4 protein-coding genes are annotated in these 24,493 nt (G+C 40.9%); 1 reads left to right on the forward strand and 3 read right to left on the reverse strand.

From position 1 onward, the window contains the following. Positions 1 to 9: 9 nt before the first annotated feature. Genes AC5NT5_RS13620 through AC5NT5_RS13630 form a run of 3 tightly spaced genes read right to left on the reverse strand, consistent with a single transcriptional unit; the run spans position 10 to position 22,827 of the window. A complete protein-coding gene (locus AC5NT5_RS13620; RefSeq protein ID WP_182725141.1) occupies positions 10 to 1,317 on the reverse strand; it encodes an HlyD family type I secretion periplasmic adaptor subunit in 1,308 nt (435 codons plus the stop codon). After that, the gene (locus tag AC5NT5_RS13625) at positions 1,310 to 3,433 is read right to left on the reverse strand and encodes an ATP-binding cassette domain-containing protein (protein WP_182725142.1); all 2,124 of its coding nucleotides are present in this window, start codon (positions 3,431 to 3,433) and stop codon (positions 1,310 to 1,312) included. The genes AC5NT5_RS13620 and AC5NT5_RS13625 overlap by 8 nt, the downstream gene beginning before the upstream one ends. Next, entirely contained in the window at positions 3,430 to 22,827 is a 19,398-nt protein-coding gene (locus AC5NT5_RS13630; protein WP_494513962.1) for an Ig-like domain-containing protein, read from the reverse strand. Before AC5NT5_RS13630 ends, AC5NT5_RS13625 begins: the two co-directional genes overlap by 4 nt. A gap of 360 nt (positions 22,828 to 23,187) precedes the next feature. On the opposite strand from AC5NT5_RS13630, the gene AC5NT5_RS13635 reads away from it, so the two are divergent. After that, positions 23,188 to 24,423, forward strand: coding sequence for a TMEM143 family protein (locus tag AC5NT5_RS13635; RefSeq protein WP_182725262.1), 1,236 nt, complete (start codon positions 23,188 to 23,190; stop codon positions 24,421 to 24,423). Positions 24,424 to 24,493: the final 70 nt, after the last annotated feature.

The raw sequence follows: 24,493 nt of genomic DNA on the forward strand, positions 1-24,493 counted from the left end.
ATTCCTATATTATGGTTCACGCATTGCATTGGCTTTTGCTCTAAGCAAAGGTTTTAGCCAATAATCTAAAACAGTTTTTTTCCCAGTAATAACATCTACTTGCGTTTGCATCCCTGGGATTATTGCTTGCTCTGCTATTTGGCTTATTGTTGTTTTAATATAAGCCTGATAATAAGCAGTTCCATCTTCTAAATACTGAGCATCTGCACCGATATAAGTAACTTCACCTTCAAGTCCACCGTATATTACAAAGTCATAAGCAGTAAACTTAACTTTAGCAGCCATGCCCACTCTAATAAAACCGATATCTTTTGGTTGAATTTTAGTATCAATTAAAAGCAAATCGTTTTGAGGGACAATTTCCATCATCACCTCGCCGGGGTCAATTACACTGCCAATAGAGCGTGATACAATATTTTTTACCGTACCCCGTACTGGCGATCTAACTTGTGCTTTTATAAGTCTATCTTCGAGTGATTTGCTACTTTGTTGAATTTTAGCAAGCTCGTTACTCACTTCATCTAACTGATTTTGTGTATCCGCTAAATAATCAAATACTATCGCTTTTCGCTCTTCTATTACCTGACTTTTTGCCGCTTTTAATTGCTGTAATAACGCATTGGCTTGGTTTAATTCACCTTGCATGCCAATTTCGTCTCGTTGCAATTTAACCAACTCCATTTCGGCAACAGCACCCGCATCTACAGCACCTTGAGTTAACAGTACTTCCCGTGTTGTGAGCTTTAGCCTTTGCTTAAGCGCAGATATATTTGCACGTTGCTCTACACTGGCTTGCTCCTGCTGGAGTAGGTTTTGCGTGCGCTGCTGTAGCTGAGACTCAAGCTGTGTAAGTCTTGAAGTATACGTATTGTATGCCTGCTTATACACATCTACAGCAATATCTTTTCTAGGTATTTCTAAGCGTTCTATATTAGCGCCAAAACTGCTTTCTTCACTCAAGGTAACACTATTCAATTCAGTTACTAGACGGTTTCGTCTTGCTAATAACGAACCTTTTTCTTGACTAGATTCAGCATAAGCAGCAGCAAATCGGGTTTCATCAATCAGTAAAAGCGGATCACCCACCTCTACAATTTGCCCTTCACGTACTAAAACTTCTTTTAAAATACCGCCATCAAGGTTTTCAATAGTTTGAACACGTTGTACTGGTATAACAGCACCTTGACCTACAACAACTTCTTCTAGCTTAGCAAATTTAGCCCACAAAACCACAGCAAAAAGTAATACAAAAACTATAATAACCAATCTTTTAGCTTGTTTTGCAGCTTGTAGCTGCCCCATATATAAATCAGCCATTGGTTGAAGAACTCCCAGTCTCTGTATTCACCCTTGTCACTTTTTTACTTACTAGTTTTACACCACCATGCACTTTATTACTAAATAATGAGCTTGGTGTTTCTATACTTTTTAAGCGACCGTGGTCGAGCACAAATATTCTGTCGCATATAGTCAGCATATCTTTACGATGACTCGAAATAACCACCGTTTCAGTGCGATCCTGAAGGGTTTTAATGAGGAGTTTTTCGTGGCCTGCATCCATAGCCGACGAAGGTTCATCTAAAATAAGTAATGCGTTATCGTCTTTTAATAAAGCACGCGCAATACATACAGCTTGACGTTGTCCGCCCGATAAAAACCGACCAAACTCGCCAACCTGTGTTTCCAGCCCCGACTCCAACCGGTCAATAAAACGACTTACGCCAGATTTAACTAATGCATTGGTTAAGTTTGTTGGGGTTATATTTTGTGCGCCTAGAGTGATGTTTTCAAGCACTGTGCCATAAAACAAGCTTGGGCTTTGTGCTACCCAACCACTTTGCTTGCGTAGCGCACTTAACGACCAGTGCCTTATATCTATGTCGTCAATTAAAAGCTGACCTGATGTAGCTCTGTACTGCCCAGCAATAATTGCAAGCAAGGTAGACTTACCAGAGCCTGCACGGCCATATAAACCTATTTTTTCGCCCTGCTTAATTTCAAAGTTAATACTGTGCACTGCCTCAAGTTCTTGCTCATGGTACTGAAAGCTCAAATGGCGGGCTGTAATATTGCCATTTACAGGCGCATTAATCGTGTTTTCGCCACTTTTTTGTTCTTGCTCAAGCGCCATTATATTTTTAACCGACTCAATGGCTGTTTGTGTTTGTTTATATTTTAAAACAAGCCCAGCTAAAGCAGAAATAGAACCCGATGCGCGCCCACTCAGCATAACAATAGCAATCAGTGCGCCCATACTTATGTCGCCGTTACTAATTAAATAAACACCAAACACAATAAGCGCAATACTGGTAAATTGGCTAAGGCTTGCAACTGTATGCGTAAGTGTTGTGGCGCTATGGCGTGATTTATTTTGCCAATCAACCATTTGTGCGAGTGTTTGTTCAAGCTTTTGTTGCGCGCCTGCTTGGCCGTTCATTTGCTTAAGCTCAACAAGCTGGTTCAGGTTTTCGATTAAATACGCTTGGCGCTGGGTCGATAACTTAGATGCCTGTTCAACACTTTCACTCAGTTTTGCTTGTAATACCGCGCTTGTAATAACAACCAAGGTAAGTACTACAACCGGAATTAAAACAATTAAGCCACCTAGCCAAAAAATAAGCGCTAAAAACAGCAGTGTAAAAGGTAAATCGATTACCGATACAAGCGTTGCTGAGGTTATAAACTCTCGCACGCTGTCAAAGTCTTGCACTTGCTTTGCATAAGCACCTGCAGAGGCTGGGCGCTGCTCAAGGCGCATACCTAGCACTTTAGCGTACAACATACTGCTAATACGTAAATCTATTTGCCTGCCAGCCGCATCGGTTAAATGCCCGCGCGCTTGCTTTAATAACCAATCAAACACAATGGCTATTGTTGCGCCGGTTGCAAGTACCCATAAGGTATCGAGCGCAGCATTAGGCACAACGCGGTCGTATACGTTCATGGTAAACAACGGCACTACTAAAGCTAATAAATTAACGGTTAGCGAGGCGAGTAACAACGAATTATAAAATGGTTTAACCTGATCCCATGCAGGCTTTAGCCAACTAGGAATACGAGTATGCAGTTTTTCTGAGCGTTCATCAGTTACATTATCGTGCGACAAGTACCAAATAAGCTCTTTATCAATATCACTTAATTGCTTAGATTTTGCTTCATCAAGTGAGCTAAACGTACTTTTACCATCGTTTTCAAAAAACCAAAAGTAGCCTTCTTTATCAAGCACCAAAGCAGGATAAGCATAATGCTTTGGCGTAGTTTGCTGCTGCGCACTCACATTAATATTACTTAATGCTTGCTCTAAATGATGCGCCGAAAACTCATTACTTGGCAAACCAAGTAATAAGTTTTCGCTTTGATGGCGTAAATGCAAGGCATCGGCAATATGCTTACCGAGTGCCAGTATTTGCTCTCGGTTTAGGATTAGCTTCATACGTTTTGATCGCCGCTGGTCATACTTGCAATCGTCTCTTCATGTGCATTGTTACCACTACCAGACATATCGCTATAATCTGGCTCGCTGTCGCCGCTCGCACTTGCGGTACGCGCTGAGCTAGTTGTAGCCGAATCAGAAATAGTTACATTTACTACCTCAGGCGAAGCCTCTTGTGTTTCACCGTTAAGTGTTGAAAATGCAGTTAACGTTAAGTCAAAACTATCGCCAGCATCCGCATTTACAATCTCAAGGGTTTCAATATCAGTAATATCAACAGTCCATGTATCACCTACCTTTTCACCAAGGTTAAAGTTGTAACCATTAGGTAATCCGGTAATTTCAACATAACCAGTTTCATCTGCTGCTGGGTTTTGTAAATCAACATCAAGGTTAAGTGCAATATTATTAGTTGAATTACTGGTTACATCCTCAGCATTTGTCCATAACGGCGCGTCTGCTTGTGGTTCTAACTCTACAATAAAGCCTGACGTTTCAGGTGTGCCAGTTACAGTAACGGTTTCACCATTAATAACTGCGCTATCCATAGTCGCTACCTCAACGCTCATATTAAATGTGCCAAACGCAAGGCCACCGGCGTTAAAGTCAAAGTTTTCTATACCACTGCCTTCTTCGCTTATTACGGTAGCAATGTAGTTATTACCCTCTTGTACAAAGTTAACTTTAGTACCATCAGCAAGCTCTATATAGCCATTTTCTAGCTCAGCTAATGCCGATGAGTCAGAAGTATCACCATTAATAATAACTTTAAGTTGCACTTGCTCAGTGCCATCGGCCTCAGTGCTAAAGGCAGCAAGATCAATAGTTACGTTGCTATCTTCGTCACCTGAATAGTTATCTTCTGGTTTTTGACTAAAATCAAGCGTGTCTGCTACAGGGTTAACACTCACGTTAAAGCTTTGTGATTGCTGTAATAACTCGCCCTGTGTACCATCTTGGCTAATTCCATTTAAACTTAGTGTTATGTCTCCACTAAAATCAAGAGGAGGAAGTAATACAATATTATCTGCATTCCCTTCAAGTAAGCTTCGAGGAATAGTCCAGCTCGTTGTGCCATTTTCTGAGCCGTCATCACCATTATTAATTATTTGTAGCTCTTCACCTGTTACCGCATCAATAAGAGTGGCACCTTTTGGTACACCGCTAATTGTAAAATAGGTAGTTTCGGAGTCATCTAGCGAAGTAGCCGCTAATCCCGTAAGTATAATTTCGCTGTCTTCATCGCCAGTAACGCTATTAGCAGTAAGCATAACACCGTCTGTTACAGGTGTTACATTTACTGTAATTGTTTGGTTAATAGTAGAGCTCGCTTTTACTTCACCTGTCGAAAGCGTAGCTCTATCTACTACTGTAGCGCTAATATTAATATCAAAATCACCCTTGGCATTTTCAGGAGGGTTAATCCCAACACCGGCTAAATCATCGTCAAATGTACTGCCATTACCTTTGTATAAATAACTGCCATCAGTTTGTAACTCAAAATTATCTGAAGGGTCATATAATGTACCTCCATCTGGTAACTCAATTGTTATTGGCTGAGTAAAATCAATTTCTTCAACACCACCATCTTCAGTATCTGTACTTTCGTCTGTTGAGGTAAACGTAATACCAAGTGATGTATTTGTATTGTCTTCAGTAATCGTTTGCGTTGCAGCAGCAAGGGTGCCACCATCAACTACAGGGTTAATATCCACACTTAATGATTGGGTTATATCTATTTCGCGGTCGCCACTTGGGTCTACGGCAACTATTTTTACTGGAATTTCTAATAAGCCAGAGTAGTCACTGTCGTTACTGTTAATAACCATTGTACTTAGCGAGCTTTCAGGGATTATGTACTCTATACCAGTGTCTGTTTCTACCGCAATTATACCATCGCCCTCAATAGTGAAGCCTTCTGGCAAACTGCTCTGCTCAACATAAATAGTAATTACATCGTTATAGTTATCATCAACATCTTGAGATAAATCTTCACCTAAATTAAAGTCACTTTCCTCAAAAGTAACGCTACCGCCTTCATCAGCCGTAACATTTTCTATTTGTAACGTATTAACTGGCGATGCAGTAGTCGTTTCTCCTTCGCCATCAATATTAAACCGTACTTTAAAGTTTCCGCTAATAAGGGCGCTGTCGTCACCGTCTTTAACGCGTGCATTAACTGTCACATCAACGTCAGAACCAGTAGATGAGTTAGCTTCAATAATTACGTTATTAAGCAAATCGTTTATGCTGTCTTTAGCGGCGTCACTTGTACCAGCGCCTATAGGAATAACCCAGCGACCAGTCCCATCTGGCGAGGCTATGTTTTCACCATCTTGCATGTAAATAACTTTTAATGAGGAGTTTTTTGGCAAGATAATTTCGATATATGTTATATGCTCAGAACCATCAATATCCTCTTCAATGAATGATGCAACGCCAGTTAAATTAATTTGACGCTCATTAGCACTTCCTTCATTAGTAATGGTTTCATCTGTGGTTTCGATACGAGTAACAGCGCCGTCAGCCTCAATGCTTGGGGCTACATCTACTTTGCCATTAACAGTTACCGTAATATTTGCACTTATATCACTTGATACAGCAGCAGAAGTATCTTGTACGGTGTAAGTTATCTCAACACTAAGCTCGCCTGAGTAATCTTCATCAGGTTTGAGTGTAACACTATCTGTATTTAAGTAGTCGGTAACATCTATTCCACTACCAACAGCTGTTTCAACACCGTTTATGTAAAGCGTTGTACCATCTGGAATACTATTAATAATCGCTTTTGTAATACTTTCAGAACCATCTACATCTGAGAGGTCGGGATTTAATTTAAGTGAGATTTGGCTGTCTTCATTGCCAACAACATTTGTATTTAAGTTAGTGGAGTCAATAACCGGCGTAAATGTAACACTTGCCTTAATTTCCGTGTCTTTTGTGTTAAATTCACCTGTATCTGGCTCAGTAGTCACCACTGTAATATTAAAGTCAACGTTACCGCTAAAATCGGCACTTGGTTTTAATGCATAATTACCAGACTCGCTGGCTAACAAGCTGTACTTAGGGTTGCCATTAGCGCCAATACCTACAACAGGTAAATTAGCAGGCTCTCCCGTTATTGCATTTACAAGCGTTACACCATCGGGTAATTCTGAAATTACTAAACTAACGGTTTCTGAGCCATCGGTGTCTTCACTTTCGAATAAAAAGTCGAGCGTGAGTAATTCATCTTCTACACCGGTGGTATTTTCTAAAGTAAGCCCTGAGTCGTCATATACCCAGTCATTATTGCTTGTTAATACGGGTGAATCTGCAACACCCACTACTTTAAAGGTAAATTCTTTTACGCCGGTTTCTGCACTATCAACAACATTACCATCTACAACTTCTTCACTAATTGCGTTTACTTTAAGTGCAATTTTTTCTTGCGCTAAATGCTCAGGTAACTTAAGCGTATAATTTGCTAAGTCAGTGTCAAAAATAGTGTAAACACCATTAACTGGGGTTACTTCATCTCCATTACCATCTAATAATGTAACAACTTGCTCATCACCATTAGCATCTATAAATGTTGGTATTTCTATTTCGTACTTGAGGCGCTCAGAACCATCTGTATCAACGAGCTGTCCGTTTATTAGGTCACTCAGTTGAGGGTTTGAATCTTCGTTAATTGTATCAACGCGCACAGCTAGTTTTGGCGCGTCGGCTACTGGATTAATCGTTACTGTAACCGTTTGTTTGTCAGCTGTTGCTGTGTTGTTATTGTCTTTTTCTGTACTTGTTGCTTGAATATCAAACGTATATTCGCCAGTTGAATGTAATTTGTTACTAACCGTTAATTTGTTAAGTTCACTTTGTGTGAGTATTGCGCCTTCGGTTATTGTTCTGCCACCAATTTTAAGTACTAAGTTTTCATCTAAACCTGAAATTACATAAGTCAATTTCTCAGAGCCATCAGTATCAGTTAATGCTGCACTAATAATGAGGTTTTCAGGTGAGTCTTCATCTAGGGTGTATTGGTAAGCATTACCTGTATCCCACTCTGGGGTATCGGCTACTGATTCAACTGAAATGGTAGTCGAATCGTTTAATTCTCGAGGTGTTCCACCATTTTTAATGGTTATTGTGGTTTCAACTTTAAATTCAACCGTATTAGAAAAGTCGGAGCTGTTTTCTGCTGGTTGATAAGTTAAATTAGCAACTGTCACTGTACCATCAGCGTTAGTAGCTAATGCAGCGCCTGTAAATACATAATAGCCATCCACAATTGTAACATCGGCATTGTCTGTAGCTAAGTTACCATTAAGGTAAAGCTCTCCGCCTTGTAAAGACGCCAACTCAATTTTTATTTCACTGACTGTCTCTTCTTGGTCAGAAATATCACCTCTGTCAATGGTAATGGTTACTTCACTACGTGCATTGTTAGCGTTATCGCTACCGTCAATGGCATCTTCGTTAATGTCCGTTGCAGTAACGGTTAACTCACCTTTGTAATCACTTATTGTTAAATCAATACTTCCTGTTGCGGTATCACCATCGTTGTCGATAACAGTATAGCTAATTGAGTCTGTAAAATCTTCGTCAGCGCTTTGAGCAAACTCGTCAGTTGTAATCACTACTTTACCGCTTTCGTATACTCTTAATGTGCCAGACGTATCACTGTCACCCTCACCTTTAAAGGCAACTTCTTTATAGTTACCGGTTGAATCAGAGCCTGAGTCAAACGCAGTGTACGTTGTACCACCATAAATAAATGAAGCTAATTTAGCACCATCTGCACCTGGGTTATTGGTGTTACCAACAAAGTTACTGCTATTAATATCAAGCAGTTCGAGTGTTTTACCGCCGCCCTCAACAAGGTTAACAGCGACAGGTGTGTTATCTACTGTTGGTGTATCATCAGTTACTGTAATAGTCACTGCTGCGTTATTAGTATCGCCATCAGCATCAACAGCAGTTACATCAAAACTGATATCTTGCGTATTTGTTCCGTCAGCATCAGGGTGTTTAATTGCTGTAAATTGCTCGTAAGTGTAAGAGCCATCAGGATTAAATTTAACGCGTAAAACATCTTCGCCATTTGCTGTAGCGATATACCAGCCATCAGCGTTTTTATCGCTTAATGTAATCGCATTATTTCCATCTGCAGTAACGTAACTTCCGTCGTTAAAGGTTGTTATAAAGTTATCTGCAAGCTTAATTTCTACAACTTCATCAGAGCCTTGCGTTACTATAATTTGCCCCGTAGTTGTAATTGAGTCATTATTTCTAAGGTTAGTCTCATCAACACTTGCAGCTGAGTCAGCTATTGCAGGGTCTTGACCGTCGTTTAATGTCACCGTAACATTACTTGTAACTTGTGAACCATCGGTATCTTCTGTGTACACTGGAATCACTATTTGCGGTGCATTTGTGGTATCACCTGTGTGATCTATTGCACCTGAAATTTCGAATGAAATAGCATAGGTGGCAGAGGTTTGTGCATCAACATTCACATCTGGTAAAGTGATTTTAAAGACCTCGGTTGAAGTGCCTTCTAAAATACCTTGTGCGGTACCGTCGCTATTAACTTGCCAAACAATATTTGTGGTGACAGCATTACCGTTCTCATCGAGCGTAGTTTGCGTTAGCTGATTACCATTACTATCAAGCACCGCTGCCCCATCAGTAATACTAACTTGCATGTCCACTACATCATCAAGACCTGCTGTTACTGTAAATGAGGTATCAGTATCAGTATTTGCTTGGCCATCTCCATCTTCGTTATTGTCAGCCACGCTGTTAGGTGTTTCAGATACAGTTAAAGCAATATCATTTTGAGTATGCACTGCGCCATCATTAACGGTAATATTTAACGTTGCTGTATCGTTATCGCCATCAGTGTCTTGCACTTCTACTTGTAGTGGTACGCCTGTTCCGCCTGTATCGTTATCAAATGGGCGATATAATGTAAAATCGTAAGTTAAGTTTTGATTACTCGTGCCATTAATGTCAGGTAAAGTCGCTACAAAAATTGTTTCTGTGCCGTCACCTGTGTTGGCGGTTATTGTACGCCCGTCATCACTTAGTGTGTATACAAGTGCTACACCACCGGCGGTTAGCTCTGGTTGCGAGTCGGTAGAGAAAGTAAGTGATTTTAACGAATCACTGCCTAACGTTGTACTCACGGTACCTTGTTGAGTCACTGAAACAGTGTTAGATGGATCTAAGTCACCTTCGTCAATATTGATTGGTGTTTCTGTACTATCGGAAACCTGAGGAGCTCCTCCATCGTTAACCCGAATAGTTACATTCCCTGCACCACTAATTATAGTGCCATCACTATCTTCACCATTGAGCGAAAGTGCAAAGTTAACACGATTCCCACTAGGGTTATCAATCGGTAAACTCATTACTGTTTGCACGGTGGTTTCTAAATCTTTGCCATTTGCATTTTGGGTTGCGCTTACGCTAAAGCTAATTACTTCGCTGCCATTAGCAGAGCCTGTTATTGTTTTACCGTCAGCACTTAAAACAAAGGTAATAGCTTCACCAGCACTTGTTAAATTAAGTGCGTTTAAGTTTTCGATAGTGTCATTAAAGGTGATTGAATCAGCAACTAGTGCATCAGAGCCCGCCACAACATCAAAAGATTTGTTATTTGTTATAGTAGCGCCATAATCACTTTCTGTATAAGTAGCTGTTTGATTTGTAAAGCTGCCCGCACTGCCATCTTGTACAGTAAATGTGGCTGTACTTGATGAACTACCTACACCGTCGCGATCTTCTATTGTGTATTCAATAGTAAACTGTGGTTCTGGGTCAGAATCTTGGTTATCGATAGCATCAAAGCTCCATGTGCCATCGCTGTTAACCGTTAATGTGCCTTCATCGGTGTCTATTGTTGCAGGTGTACTTGTCGTTACATCATAGTCAGTGCCATTAAATGTTACGCTTGTAACGGTTGGTGCGCCCTCTATTACACTGTCGTTTGTGACTAAGCTACCTGTTGATACTCTACCTGCATCGGTGTCGGCTTCGGTTACTGTAAAGCTGTCGTCACTACTTTGTGGGGCGGAGTCGGTTATAGTAACGGCTGTTGGTACAACTACTAGTTCGGTTGTGCCATCGGCATCTTTTTGTAGTGCGTCTACAAAAATATCAGTAAGTAAACTCTCACTTTCGTGGTCAATTGGTGCATGTAGCGTGGTAGTAAGTTCACCACCCGCAAGCGCAACACTTAACACTAGGTTACCTTGCGAGTCTTTAACTTCTAACGATAAACCATCAGTTGCTAATGCAACAGTTACAGCTTCACCATTTACTTTTAAACCCTCAAGACCTGATTGCTCAGAGCTGATTGTAAGCACTGCGTTATCTATTTCTATGCTGCTTTTAGCCGAACTTGTTCCGCCATTACCTGTATTACTTTCATTAAGTGTTTGGCTATCAAGCGCATCAAGTATTGGTGTGCTATCTTCTGCTGTATTACCTGCAGAGTCTGTAACAGCCGCCGTAATAGTCCACTTCTGTGAACCATCGAGCGCAGACACATCAATACCGTCAACGCTCCAAGCGCCATCTGTCACATTGGCAGTTACTACTTCACTGTTGGTACCATCAAAAATAGTAAGCGTTACAGTAGAGGTATTTTCAGCATCGGTTGTACCGCTCAGCGTGGCTACTTGACCAGTTTTAAATGCTCTACTGTTAATGCCGTTATCGCCGGTATCAATATCAATATTAATGGTGGCGTCTTTGGTGAAGGTGGTTGAGTTTGTGGCTAAATTACCCTCAACGTCTAATGCGCTAACGCTAGCTTTAATTTCACCATCGGCAAGACCTGAAATATCTGCTGCATCAACTTGCCATTGTCCATCTGCGTCAATAACGACGTTTTCAACTGTAACTTTTTTACCGTCTTTATCAGTAAATACCACGGTGGCTGTTTGATTTGCATCGGCTTCATCAATTACACCGCTTACTACTACATTACTTTGCTCATCACTATTAACTACGTCATCGCCCGCTGCCATTGTAATGGTAGTAGCTGCTGTTTTATCGTGAATAGCTGTATCGGTATTAGTGGCTGTGTTATCGGCTACATCACTTACGGTGGCCGTGGCGGTTAATTTACCGTCGTTAAGGCCTGATAAGTCTGCACCTGTAATTGTGTAAGCATTATTGGTAACGGTGGCTTCAAAGCTGCGTTCGTTACCGGCTTCATCTTTTACTACAACCGTTACTTTTTGGTCATCTTCAACACCGGTTGTAGTACCTGTAATTTCAACATTGGTGTTTTCGCCATTGCCATTTATTACGTTGTCGTCTGTGTCGTTAATATCGACTGTTACGGTAGCTGTGGTGTCTTTAGTAAAGCTGGTTTTGTTTGTGGCTAAATTGCCTTCAACGTCTAATGCGCTAACGCTAGCTTCAATTTCACCATCAGCAAGTCCAGTTATGTCTGTTGCATCAATAACCCACTCACCGGCTGCGTTAATTAATACGCCAGTAACAACGATGGTATCGTTTTTGCTATCTGTAAAGGTGACTGTAGCGGTTTGGTTTGTATCGGCTTCATCAATTACACCGCTTACGACTACACTACTTTGCTCATCACTATTAACTACGTCATCGCCCGCTGCCATTGTAATGGTAGTAACTGCTGTTTGGTCAATAATTGCGGTATCTTGGCTAGTTGCTGTATTGCCAGCTAAGTCGCTTACTGCCGCTGTGGCTGTAATTTCACCATCGTTAAAGGCTGATAAATCTTCATCTGAAATTGTATACGCTTCACCAGTCACTGTTGCAGTAAAGGTTTTAGTTGTTGCGCCATCGGTTACTGTTACTGTTACCGTACGACCATCCCCTACACCAACCGCTGTGCCTGTAATTGTTACAGCTGAGCTTTCGTTGTTGCCGTTAATAACGTTATCGGCTGTATCTTGTATTTCAACGGTTACATTGGCGTTGGTGTCTTTGGTTAGTGTTTCGGTATTTACCGCTTCATTGCCGGCGTTATCAAATACGCTAACACTTACTGTTACGTCGCCATCTGCAAGTGAGCTTATATCTTCGTCACTTACTTCCCATGTGCCATCGGCATTTATGGTTACATTATCAACGGTTACTTTTTTACCGTCTTTATCTGTAAAGGTTACGGTAATGCTGTTTGTTGATTCTACGTCATCAACTTTACCGCTTACACTTACCGCGTCGTCTTCTGCTGCGTTTATTACTGAGTCTTCAAGCACTAGCGTTGTACTGGCTTGGGTGTCTTTTGTAAAGTTGAGGGTGCTTGTTGCTGGATTACCCGCTATATCTTGCGTGCTTACATCTACTGTGTAACCGCCATCAGACAGTGCATTTAAAATACTGCTATCTAATTCCCATTTGCCAGCGTTATCTACACTTGCAGTGCCATTAAATACAGTACTGCCGTCACTGTCTTTAATGATAATTGCTACGCTTTGGTTAGCTTCTACGTCGGTTACTGTGCCTGCTACTTTAGCAGTGCTTTGCTCAGCTGCATTTATAACTGCATCATCGCCCACATTTACAGTTACAGCGCTTTGCGTATCTTTATCAATGTTAAGATCTGCATTTGCGGTATTGCCTGCAGTGTCGGCAGTTGTTGCTGAAACAGTCAGTTCCCCTTCATCAAGGGTCGTTAAATCGAGTGAGTTACTTTGCCATGTTCCATCAGCTAAAATAGTCGCTTGCCCTGTTACTGTTTTAGTACCATCAGATACCATAACATTAACGATTTTTCCCTCTTCTATATTTGCGCTTTGACCATTAATAACTACAGCCGACTTTTCTGCATTGTTAATCAATAAGTCGTTATTTTCGCTCGGAATAGAAATTGAAGCTTGGGTATCTTTTTCGAAGGTGGTGCTATTTGTAGCTTGGTTACCAGCATCATCAAATACACTAACAGCGGCAGTAATTGTGCCATCGGCAAGCGTATTAATATCTGCGCTACTAACTTCCCAGCTGCCGTCGTTATTAATCGTAACATTAGTTATGGTTACAGGTGTGCCACTTTCATCAGTAAAAGTAACACTTGCAGTATTAGTCGGCTCTATATCCGTTACCTGACCACTCACAACAACATTTGTTTGCTCGGTTGCATTTACTACGTCATCACCCGCTGCCATTACAATGGTAGTAGCTGCTGTTTTGTCGTGTATGGCTGTATCTGTATTAGTGGCTATGTTACCAGCTACATCACTTACGGTGGCCGTCGCGGTTAATTCGCCATCGTTAAGGCCTGATAAGTCTGCATCTGTGATTGTGTAAGCATTATTTGTAACGGTGGCTTCAAAGCGGCGTTCGTTACCGGCTTCATCTTTTACTACAACCGTTACTTTTTGGTCATCTTCAATACCGATTGTGGTACCTGTAATTTCAACATTGGTGTTTTCGCCATTGCCATTTATTACGTTGTCGTCTGTATCGTTAATATCAACTGTTACTGCAACTGTGGTGTCTTTAGTAAAGGTGGTTGAGTTTGTGGCTAAATTGCCTTCAACATCTAATGCGCTCACACTTGTTGTAATTTTACCATCAGCAAGGCCTGAAATATCAGTGGCGTTAATTGCCCACACACCGGCTGCATTAATCGCGACGTTTTCAACCGTGACTTTCTTACCGTCTTTATCGGTAAATACCACAGTGGCTGTTTGATTAGCATCAGCCTCTTCTATTACGCCGCTTACAACTACATCGCTTTGCTCAGCGGTATTAATAACAGCGTCATCACCTGTTGCAACATCAATGCTGGTTTCGGCTGTTTTATCGTGAGTGGCGGTGTCTGTATCGCTTGCTGTATTGCCTGCTACATCACGTACTGTGGCTGTAGCGGTTAATTCGCCGTCGTTAAGAGCCGATAAGTCTGCACCTGAAATTGTGTAAGCATTATTGGTAACGGTGGCTTCAAAGCGGCGTTCGTTACCGGCTTCATCTTTTACTACAACCGTTACTTTTTGGTCATCTTCAATACCGATTGTAGTACCTGTAATTTCAACATTGGTGTTTTCGCCATTGCCATTTATTACGTTGTCGTCTGTGTCGTTAATATCGACTGTTACAGTAGCTGTGGTGTCTTTAGTAAAGCTGGTTTTGTTTGTGGCTAAATTGCCTTCAACGTCTAATGCGTTAACGCTAGCTGTAATTTCACCATCGGCAAGCGTTGTTATATCTGTTGCATTAACTTGCCATTTTCCATCTGCCTCAATAGCGACGTTTTCAACTGTAACTTTTTTACCGTCTTTATCAGTAAATACCACGGTGGCTGTTTGATTTGCATCGGCTTCTTCTATTACACCGTTTGCTACCACGCTTGATTGCTCTGCGCTATTAATAACGTTGTCGTCACCGGTTGCTGCAATAATGCTGGTAACGGCTGTTTGGTCAATAATTGCGGTATCTTGGCTGGTTGCTGTATTGCCAGCTAAGTCGCTTACCGTGGCTGTGGCTGTAATTTCACCATCGTTAAAGGCTGATAAATCTTCATCTGAAATTGTATACGTTTCGCCTGTCACTATTGCAGTAAAGGTTTTAGTTGTTGCGCCATCGGTTACTGTTACTGTAACCGTACGACCATCCTCTACACCAACCGCTGTGCCTTTGATTGTTACAGCTGAGCTTTCGCTGTTACCGTTAATAACGTTATCGGCTGTATCTTGTATTTCAACGGTTACATTGGCGTTGGCGTCTTTGGTAAAGGTGGTTGAGTTTGTGGCTAAATTGCCCTCAACGTCTAATGCGCTAACGCTTGCTGTAATTTCACCATCAGCAAGACCTGTTATATCAGTGGCGTTAATTGCCCACTCACCGGCTGCATTAATCGCGACGTTTTCGACCGTGACTTTCTTACCGTCTTTATCGGTAAATACCACGGTGGCTGTTTGATTTGCATCGGCTTCATCTATTACACCGCTTACGACTACATTACTTTGCTCTGCAGTATTAATAACAGCGTCATCACCTGTTGCAACATCAATGCTGGTTACAGCGGTTTTATCGTGAGTGGCTGTATCTGTATCGGTTGCTGTATTACCTGCTACATCACTTACTGTGGCTGTGGCGGTTAATTCGCCGTCGTTTAGGTCTGATACATCTGCGCCTGTGATTGTGTACGCTTCATCAGTAACTAGTGCACTGAAAGTTTTAGTATTTGTGCCATCACTAACTACTACGGTAACCGTTTGGCCATCTTCAACACCTAATGCGGTGCCGTTTATGGTTACATTTGTGTTTTCGCCATTGCCGTTAATAACGTTATCGGCTGTATCTTGTATTTCAACGGTTACATTGGCGTTGGTGTCTTTGGTTAGTGTTTCGGTATTTACCGCTTCATTGCCGGCGTTATCAAATACGCTAACACTTACTGTTACGTCGCCATCTGCAAGTGAGCTTATATCTTCGTCACTTACTTCCCATGTGCCATCGGCATTTATGGTTACATTATCAACGGTTACTTTTTTACCGTCTTTATCTGTAAAGGTTACGGTAATGCTGTTTGTTGATTCTACGTCATCAACTTTACCGCTTACACTTACCGCGTCGTCTTCTGCTGCGTTTATTACTGAGTCTTCAAGCACTAGCGTTGTACTGGCTTGGGTGTCTTTTGTAAAGTTGAGGGTGCTTGTTGCTGAATTACCCGCTATATCTTGCGTGCTTACATCTACTGTGTAATCGCCATCTGATAAAACCCGTAAAATAGAGCTATTAAGCTCCCAGTTACCCTGCGCATCTAAGGTGGTTGTAGCGGTAAACAACTCATCACCGTTATTGTCTTTTAGTACAATATCAACTTCTTGTCCTGACTCTACATCACTAATTGTGCCACCAATTTTTGCTGTTGCTTGCTCTTGTTCATTAATAAATGCGTCATCACCTACATTTACGTTAATTGTGGCTTGGGTATCTTTAACTAATGTTGTGCTATTTACTGCTTCGTTACCTGCGTTATCAAACACGCTTACACTTGCTGTAATGTCGCCATCGGCTAATTCGCTAATATTTGCAGCGGTAACAGACCAATTACCATCACTGTCTAAAACAATGTTTTTAATTGTTTCTGTTTTACCGTTTTGATCGGTAAAGGTAACCGTTATATTGTTGGTTGACTCTACGTCATCTACTTTTCCGCTGAGTGCTACGGCTTCATCTTCGGCTGCATTAATAAGCGTATCTGCAAGCTCTATGGTGGTAGTTGCTTGGGTGTCTTTTATAAATTCTGCACTATTAACCGCTTCGTTACCTGCGTTATCAAATACGCTGACACTTGCGATTACTTCACCATCGGCTAGTTCGCTAATATTTGCAGCGGTAACAGACCAATTACCATCACTGTCTAAAACAATGTTTTCAATTGTCTCTGTTTTACCGTTTTGATCGGTAAAGGTAACCGTTACATTGTTGGTTGACTCTATGTCATCTACTTTTCCGCTAAGTGCTACGGCTTCGTCTTCTGCTGCATTAATTACGTTATCGGCAAGTTCTAACGATGTAGTTGCTTGTGTATCTTTATTAAATGTAGTGTTGTTTACAGCTTCGTTGCCTGCGTTATCAAATACGCTTACGCTTACTGCAATTTCGCCATCGGTAAGTATACTTATGTCACTTGGGTTTATTTGCCAGTTGCCATCGCTATCTACATCAACTTTTGCAGTAACTGAGTTGGTGCCGTCACTAAATGTAACAGTTACTTCTCGTGTAGCTTCAACATCGGTAACTGTACCGCTTATAATTACATTGCTTTGCTCGACTGCATTCACTACATCATCGTTTTCAGCGACTTCTATTGTGGTACTGGCTAGCTTATCGTGCTCGGCAGTGTCGTTACTTGTAGCGGTATTACCTGCTACATCGGTTACAGTAGCTGTTGCGGTTAATGTACCATCATTTAAAGCTGATATATCAGCATCTGTAATTGTATAAGCGCCGTTAATTACTTCAGCAGTAAATGTTTCAGTATTTGTGCCATCACCCACAACTACTGAGACTGTTTGACCGTTTTCAATGTTAGTTACATCACCTGTAATGCTAACAACTGTATTTTCTGAGTTGCCATTAATTACATTATCGCCTGTATCGTTTATATCTACAGTTACACTGGCTAGCTGATCTAATAAAACAGTGTCGTTTGCTGTGGCTGTATTACCCGCTAAGTCTAAAACAATGGCAGTGGCTGTAATTGTGCCGTTATTTAAGCCCGATATATCTACATTTTCAAAACTGTATTGACCGTTAGTAACAGTGCCTATTAATTCAATGTCTGGGTTTTCACCGTCAGATACGGTTACTGTAATTGATTGACCATTTTCTATATTTTCAACTGCGCCGGTTATGGTTATTTGCGAGTTTTCGTTACTGCCGTTAATAACACCGTCGTCTGTTTGTGCAATATTTAAAGTTACGCTGCTTAGCGTGTCTTTTGTAAAAGTAAGCTCTGAATTTGCAGGGTTCCCAGCTGAATCTGTGACTGCTACAACTGCGTTAATTTGACCTTCGGCTAAGTCAGCAATTTGATCAGTAGTAACTTCCCATGTGCCATTATCGCTAACGATAGCAGTTATTACTTTAGACACACTATTGCTGTCGGTAAGCGTTAATGTAACTTCTCGCCCTTGCTCTACATCTACAGTATTACCCGTTAACACAGCACTCGCTTGCTCTAAGCTATTAATTACTTGATCGTCATCAGGCAGTGCAATATCAATTTCTGCTAGCTTGTCTAATTCAACTGAATCTTGCGCTGTTACAGGGTTGCCTGCTTTATCAGATACGCTAGTTGTAGCGGTTAATGTGCCATCGTTAAGATTGCTTGCATCAATCGGATCGGTCACGTATTCGCCGTTGGTCACTGTTGCAGTTGTAGTTACAGCTGGGTTAACGCCATCGCTAATGCTTACCGTAACCGTTTGGCCATCTTCAACGTCGGTAACCGTACCGCGTACAATAATTGCCGCGCTTTCGCCGTTACCGTTAATTACTGAATCGGCTGATTTATCAATACTGGTGGTGATGGCAGCCGTGTTATCAAGCTCGACTGAATCTTGTGCTGTTACCGGGTTGCCTGCTTTATCAGATGCAGTCGCAGTAGCGGTTAATGTGCCATCATTAAGGTTGCTTGCATCAATCGGATCGGTCACGTATTCACCGTTTTGAACGGTTGCTTGTACTTCAACTGGTGGGTTAACGCCATCGCTAATGCTTACCGTAACCGTTTGGCCATTTTCAATATCGGTAACTGTACCGCGCACAACGATTGCTTCACTTTCGCCGTTGCCGTTCATAACACCGTCGGCTGTTTTATCAATGTTTGTGGTTATTGCAGCGGTGTTATCAAGCTCGACCGTATCTTGTGCTGTTGCAGGGTTACCTGCCTCATCCGATACGCTAGCTGTAGCGGTTAATGTGCCATCGTTTAGTGCACTAGCATCAATTGGATCTGTTACATATTCACCGTTTTGAACGGTTGCTTGTACTTCAACTGGTGGGTTAACGCCATCGCTAATGCTTACCGTAACCGTTTGACCATCTTCAACGTCGGTAACCGTACCGCGTACAACGATAGCTTCACTTTCGCCGTTACCGTTAATAACTGAGTCGGCTGTTTTATCAATACTGGTGGTGATGGCTGCCGTGTTATCAAGCTCGACCGTATCTTGCGCTGTTACCGGGTTGCCTGCTTTATCAGATACGCTAGCTGTAGCGGTTAATGTGCCGTCGTTTAGATTGCTAGCATCAATTGGATCTGTGGCATATTCGCCGTTATTAACAATTGCTTGTACTTCAACTGGCGGGTTAACACCATCGCTAATGCTTACCGTAACCGTTTGACCATCTTCAATATCGGTAACTGTACCGCGCACAACAATAGCTTCACTTTCGCCGTTACCGTTAATAACTGAGTCGGCTGTTTTATCAATACTGGTGGTGATGGCAGCGGTGTTATCTAATTCAACTGAATCTTGCGCTGTTACAGAGTTACCAGCTAAATCAGACGCTGTTGCGGTCGCGGTTAATGTGCCGTCGTTCAATGCACTAGCATCAATTGGATCTGTTACATATTCACCGTTTTGAACGGTTGCTTGTATTTCAACTGGCGGGTTAACACCATCACTGATTGTAACGGTAACCGTTTGACCATCTTCAATATCCGTAACTGTACCGCGCACAACGATAGCGTCGCTTTCACCATTGCCGTTAATAACACCGTCGGCTGTTTTATCAATGTTTGTGGTTATTGCAGCGGTGTTATCAAGCTCTACTGAATCTTGCGCTGTTACCGGGTTGCCAGCTAAATCAGACGCTGTTGCGGTCGCGGTTAATGTGCCATCGTTAAGGTTGCTTGCATCAATCGGATCGGTTACGTATTCGCCGTTGGTCACTATTACCGTTGTGGTTACTGCTGGGTTAACACCATCGCTAATGCTTACTGTAACCGTTTGACCGTCTTCAACGTCAGTAACCGTACCGCGCACAATGATAGCGTCGCTTTCACCGTTACCGTTAATTACTGAATCGGCTGTTTTATCAATACTGGCGGTTATTGCAGTGGTATTATCTAGCTCCACTGAATCCTCAGCGCTAACAGGGTTACCTGCTAAATCAGACGCCGTTGCAGTGGCGGTTAATGTGCCGTCGTTCAATGCGCTTGCATCAATAGGATCTGTTACATATTCACCGTTAGTAACAATTGCTTGTACTTCAACTGGCGGGTTAACGCCATCGCTGATTGTGACGGTAACCGTTTGACCGTTTTCAACGTCGCTAACCGTACCGCGCACTATAATTGCGGCGCTTTCGCCATTGCCGTTAATAACACCGTCGTCGGTTTTATCAATACTGGTGGTAATGGCTGCGGTGTTATCTAATTCAACTGAATCTTGCGCTGTTACAGGGTTGCCTGCAGCATCTGAGACGTTAACTGTGGCTGTTAATGTGCCGTCGTTTAGGCTGCTTGCATCAATAGGATCTGTTACATATTCACCGTTTTGAACGGTTGCTTGTACTTCAACTGGCGGGTTAACACCATCACTAATTGTAACGGTAACTGTTTGACCGTCTTCAACGTCGGTAACGGTACCGCGAACAACAATTGCGGCACTTTCGCCGTTACCGTTAATAACACCGTCGTCGGTTTTATCAATGCTGGCAGTAATAATTGCTGTATTATCTTGCTCAAAAGAATCTGTAGCTTGCGAAATATTTCCGGCTGAATCAACAACACTTGCAGTCGCTGATATATCACCGTCTACCAATGCTAATATATCAACATCAGATAATTCATAACTACCATTTTCAACGATAGTTGTAACTTCTACTTTATTGCCTGCTGAATCTGTAAAGATAATAGTAACTTCTTGACCATCTTCAACACCATTTACAATACCGCTTAGTGATAATTCAGTATTTTCAGAACTACCATTAATAATGCCATCTTCAGTTTTATCAATTTCTAGGGTAAGAGTACTTTGTGTATCTTTTGAAAAATTAACACTTTGCGTTGCTTCGTTTCCTGCTGCATCAAAAATACTAATTTCAGCTGAAATTTCACCATCAAGAAGTGACTCAATATCGCCGCTAATTTGCCAGTTACCATTTTCATCAACTTGTGTAGTAACAACTATTTGTCCATTGTTACTATCTGTAAATGTAACAGTAACTAACTGTCCTGGTTCAATACCTGAAACAGAGCCGCTTAGAGTTACATTATTTTGTTCCGCACTATTAATAATACCGTCTATATCTTGCGCTATTAAGTTAGCAGCAACCGAGCTGTCGTATTGAGTTTCATCGGAGGCATTTGCTGGGTTTCCAGCAGAATCTTGTGCTGTTGCAGTGGCTGATATTGTTCCATCATTTAATGATGAAATATCAACACCCGTTAGTTCATAAGCACCATTAACAACAATCGCTGTTACTGTGATTGGAGGATTTACACCATCACTTAAAACAACAGTGACTGTTTGGCCATCTTCAATACCACTGACGGTACCTTTAATAGTAACGTTTGTATCTTCTTCGCTATTTATTACACCATCTTCGGTTTTATCTATTTCAACCGTAATCGCAGCCGTTGCATCTTGAGTAATCACTTGCGTAGTTGTTGCGGCATTACCAAGTAAATCTTGAGCTTCGGCCGTTGCGCTAATTTCACCATCATTTAAAGTCGAAATATCAACATCTAATTGATATTGACCATCGATTACGACAGCTTCAACAATAACTTCATTACCCTCTGAATCTTTTAGAATAACTGATACTGTTTGACCGTCTTCAATACCTACGACAGTACCAGTTATATTAACTAAATTTTCTGAACCACTTATTACGCCATCTTCAGTTTCGTTTACTTCAATAGTAATAATCGCGGTGGTATCTTTTAAGAAAGTTTTTTGAATTTGAGTATCATTTCCAGCTTCATCTATAGTGCTGACTAGTAAAGTAAAGCTACCATCTGCTAAATCTATAAATGGCTCAGGACCAATACTCCATTGACCATTAACTACTGTTGCTTCATAGGTTGCAACTACATTCCCTTCAGAATCGATTATATCAACGGTTACTAACTGTCCATCTTGAACATCTATAACTTCACCAGCAATTTCTAATGGAGTATTTGTATTTAAACCATCTTCAAAATCAATAAATATACTTGCTTGCGTGTCTTTAATTTTTGTTTCGCTAGCTGAGTCATCTTCACTGCCGCCGACTAAAGAAACCCTTGCGGTTACTTCACCGTCATTGAGTCCTGTAATATCAATATTTTCTACAGACCAGAAACCATTTTGAACTTCGGTTGTTATTGTTATTTCATTACCGTCTTGGTCGCTCAATATAATTTGAATCAACGTACCATCGGCAACATTTTCAACAGTGCCTGAAAACTCTAAAGCAACAGCATCATATTTATTTATATATATACCGTCACCGCCTAAACGGCCCACGTTAAATACAGGATCTCGCGTAAACTCAATAAAATTTGGATCTTCTTCTTTAGCCGTTGCATCTGGTGTGGTTTCATAACCAGAATCAGGTACTAATTCCTGCGCTTGACGCGAAATTAATTGAAGCATCATTGCTGCTTGGCTTCCATCAACTCGGCTAGTTTGAGTAGCATTATTGTCAACACTGAGTTGTTCAAACGAAGCATTTTGCCCTAAATCTGTAACAAGCTGTGCAATAATATCTTTTGGAACGATAAAATTTTGATCGCTCTCAGGAAATATAAGTTCGTTACCTTCAAGTTCAATAGCGCTACTATTTAATATTGGTAGATCTCGTAATTCTTCTGGAACTGAGTCAACTTTAACCCAGTCACCATTTTCCATAACGATCCAAATATTATTTAGTAGTTCAACAATTACAACAGCTTGATTTATATTTTCCAAAATAGATCCTAGGCAATTTACAAAATTAGGTTAAATTAAACGACAATTTATTTGTCTTATAATACATGATAAAGCATTACAAAAAAACAATTTTAAATTACATTAATTTAACATCGTTATTGCTATATATTTATATATAACCAGTATTACATAATTAACAAACAAGAATAAGCAATTCTTTATCACTAACAAAAAAAAAAAACAAAACTAAAAGCTTACTTTAATTCAAAATAAAACATACTTTATAATTTTTTACTTGTACTACTAACATTTAAATAAAATAGATCGAGCTCAATTAGTTAACAAAGTATAATAATAACGATCTTTAAATTTAATATGTATGAAAGCAGTCAAAAAAATATGCAAAGTGCGCGTTTTATTCCCTTTAGAAAGCAAGATATTGTCGATATGTGTAGCGAAGAGCTTAAAAGCAGTACACAAAAAACATCGTTTAAACAATTTTGTGATTTACTAGCAAGCCTTATTCATTACGATTACCACGCAACACTTGAATCACTTAAAAACAACTACGCACCCTTTGATCCCAATAGTGACACGCGATCATTAGCGCCAGTATCGGAGGATCAAAAAGCGCAGTGCCAACGAGATTTTGCTAAAGATTTTGCTAAGGTACTTAATGCAGCTAACTTTGAAGTGATCACCAATGAAGACTTACAAGATGCATTGAACGAAGAGTCACTATTTAAGGTGCGCCTTGAAGTTGAATTTGACGACTTTGAAGAAGTGGTTTTTTATCGCCGTGGCGAGTCGCAACTGACCGAAACCATAACTAGCTTTTGGGGCCTTCGTAAAAAGCCGCTGCACTTTACTAATTACGACCGTGTTGCGGTGTTTATTCGTTTTAAAGATAAAGCCCACTTTGAAGCTAAAAATAAAATACCTTTAGGGTTCGAGCCAAGCTCTACCATAGTGAAACTGTTTCAAAATGTTCCAAAAGCCGATCTCGAAATGCTATTTCCTAACAGTGAAGTACGCATGCGCCCTATTGATAAAGCAATTATTGGCTCATCGGCTTTAATTGGCGGTGCGGTGGTACTTATAACTAAGCTTGGTGCATCAATTTTATTATTGCTTGCTCTGTTTGCTTTTTGGGGTGGCTTTAGAAGTGAAGCTGTCGAAATGACGCAACAACACTTTATTACCTTTGCTATTGGTATGGGGGTATTTGGCAGCTTTATTTTTAAAGAATGGAGTAAGTTTAAAAACCGTAAAATTAAATTTATGAAAGCACTTAGCGATAACCTCTACTTTAAAAACCTTGATAACAACGCCGGTGTTTTTCACACCCTTATAGACGCCGCCGAAGAGGAAGACATAAAAGAAGCGCTGCTTGCGTATACGTTTTTACTAAAATCAGAAAACGGCTTAACCGCCCAAACGCTTGATGAACAAATAGAGCATTGGTTTAAAAGTAAATATCAGTGCGAACTCGACTTTGAAATTAGCGATGCGCTTGAAAAGTTGGAGCGTATGCGCTTAGTGACGTGTACTAATGATGTGTATAGCGCAATAAATTTGGAAAACGCAAAAACTATTTTGGATGAGCGCTGGGATAACCTTTTTCAATATAATTAACCTGCAAAGTTTACTTAACAACAAAAAAGCAGCTGAAACTTCAGCTGCTTTTACGTTATCTAACAGGTGC

The sequence above is a fragment of the Pseudoalteromonas sp. J2K-J599 genome (assembly GCF_059295115.2).

Bases quoted from the DNA above. Each gene is read 5' to 3' on its own strand.
- AC5NT5_RS13625 (WP_182725142.1), bottom strand. From the start codon at position 3,433: ATGAAGCTAATCCTAAACCGAGAGCAAATACTGGCACTCGGTAAGCAT.
- AC5NT5_RS13620 (WP_182725141.1), bottom strand. From the start codon at position 1,317: ATGGCTGATTTATATATGGGGCAGCTACAAGCTGCAAAACAAGCTAAA.
- AC5NT5_RS13635 (WP_182725262.1), top strand. From the start codon at position 23,188: ATGCAAAGTGCGCGTTTTATTCCCTTTAGAAAGCAAGATATTGTCGAT.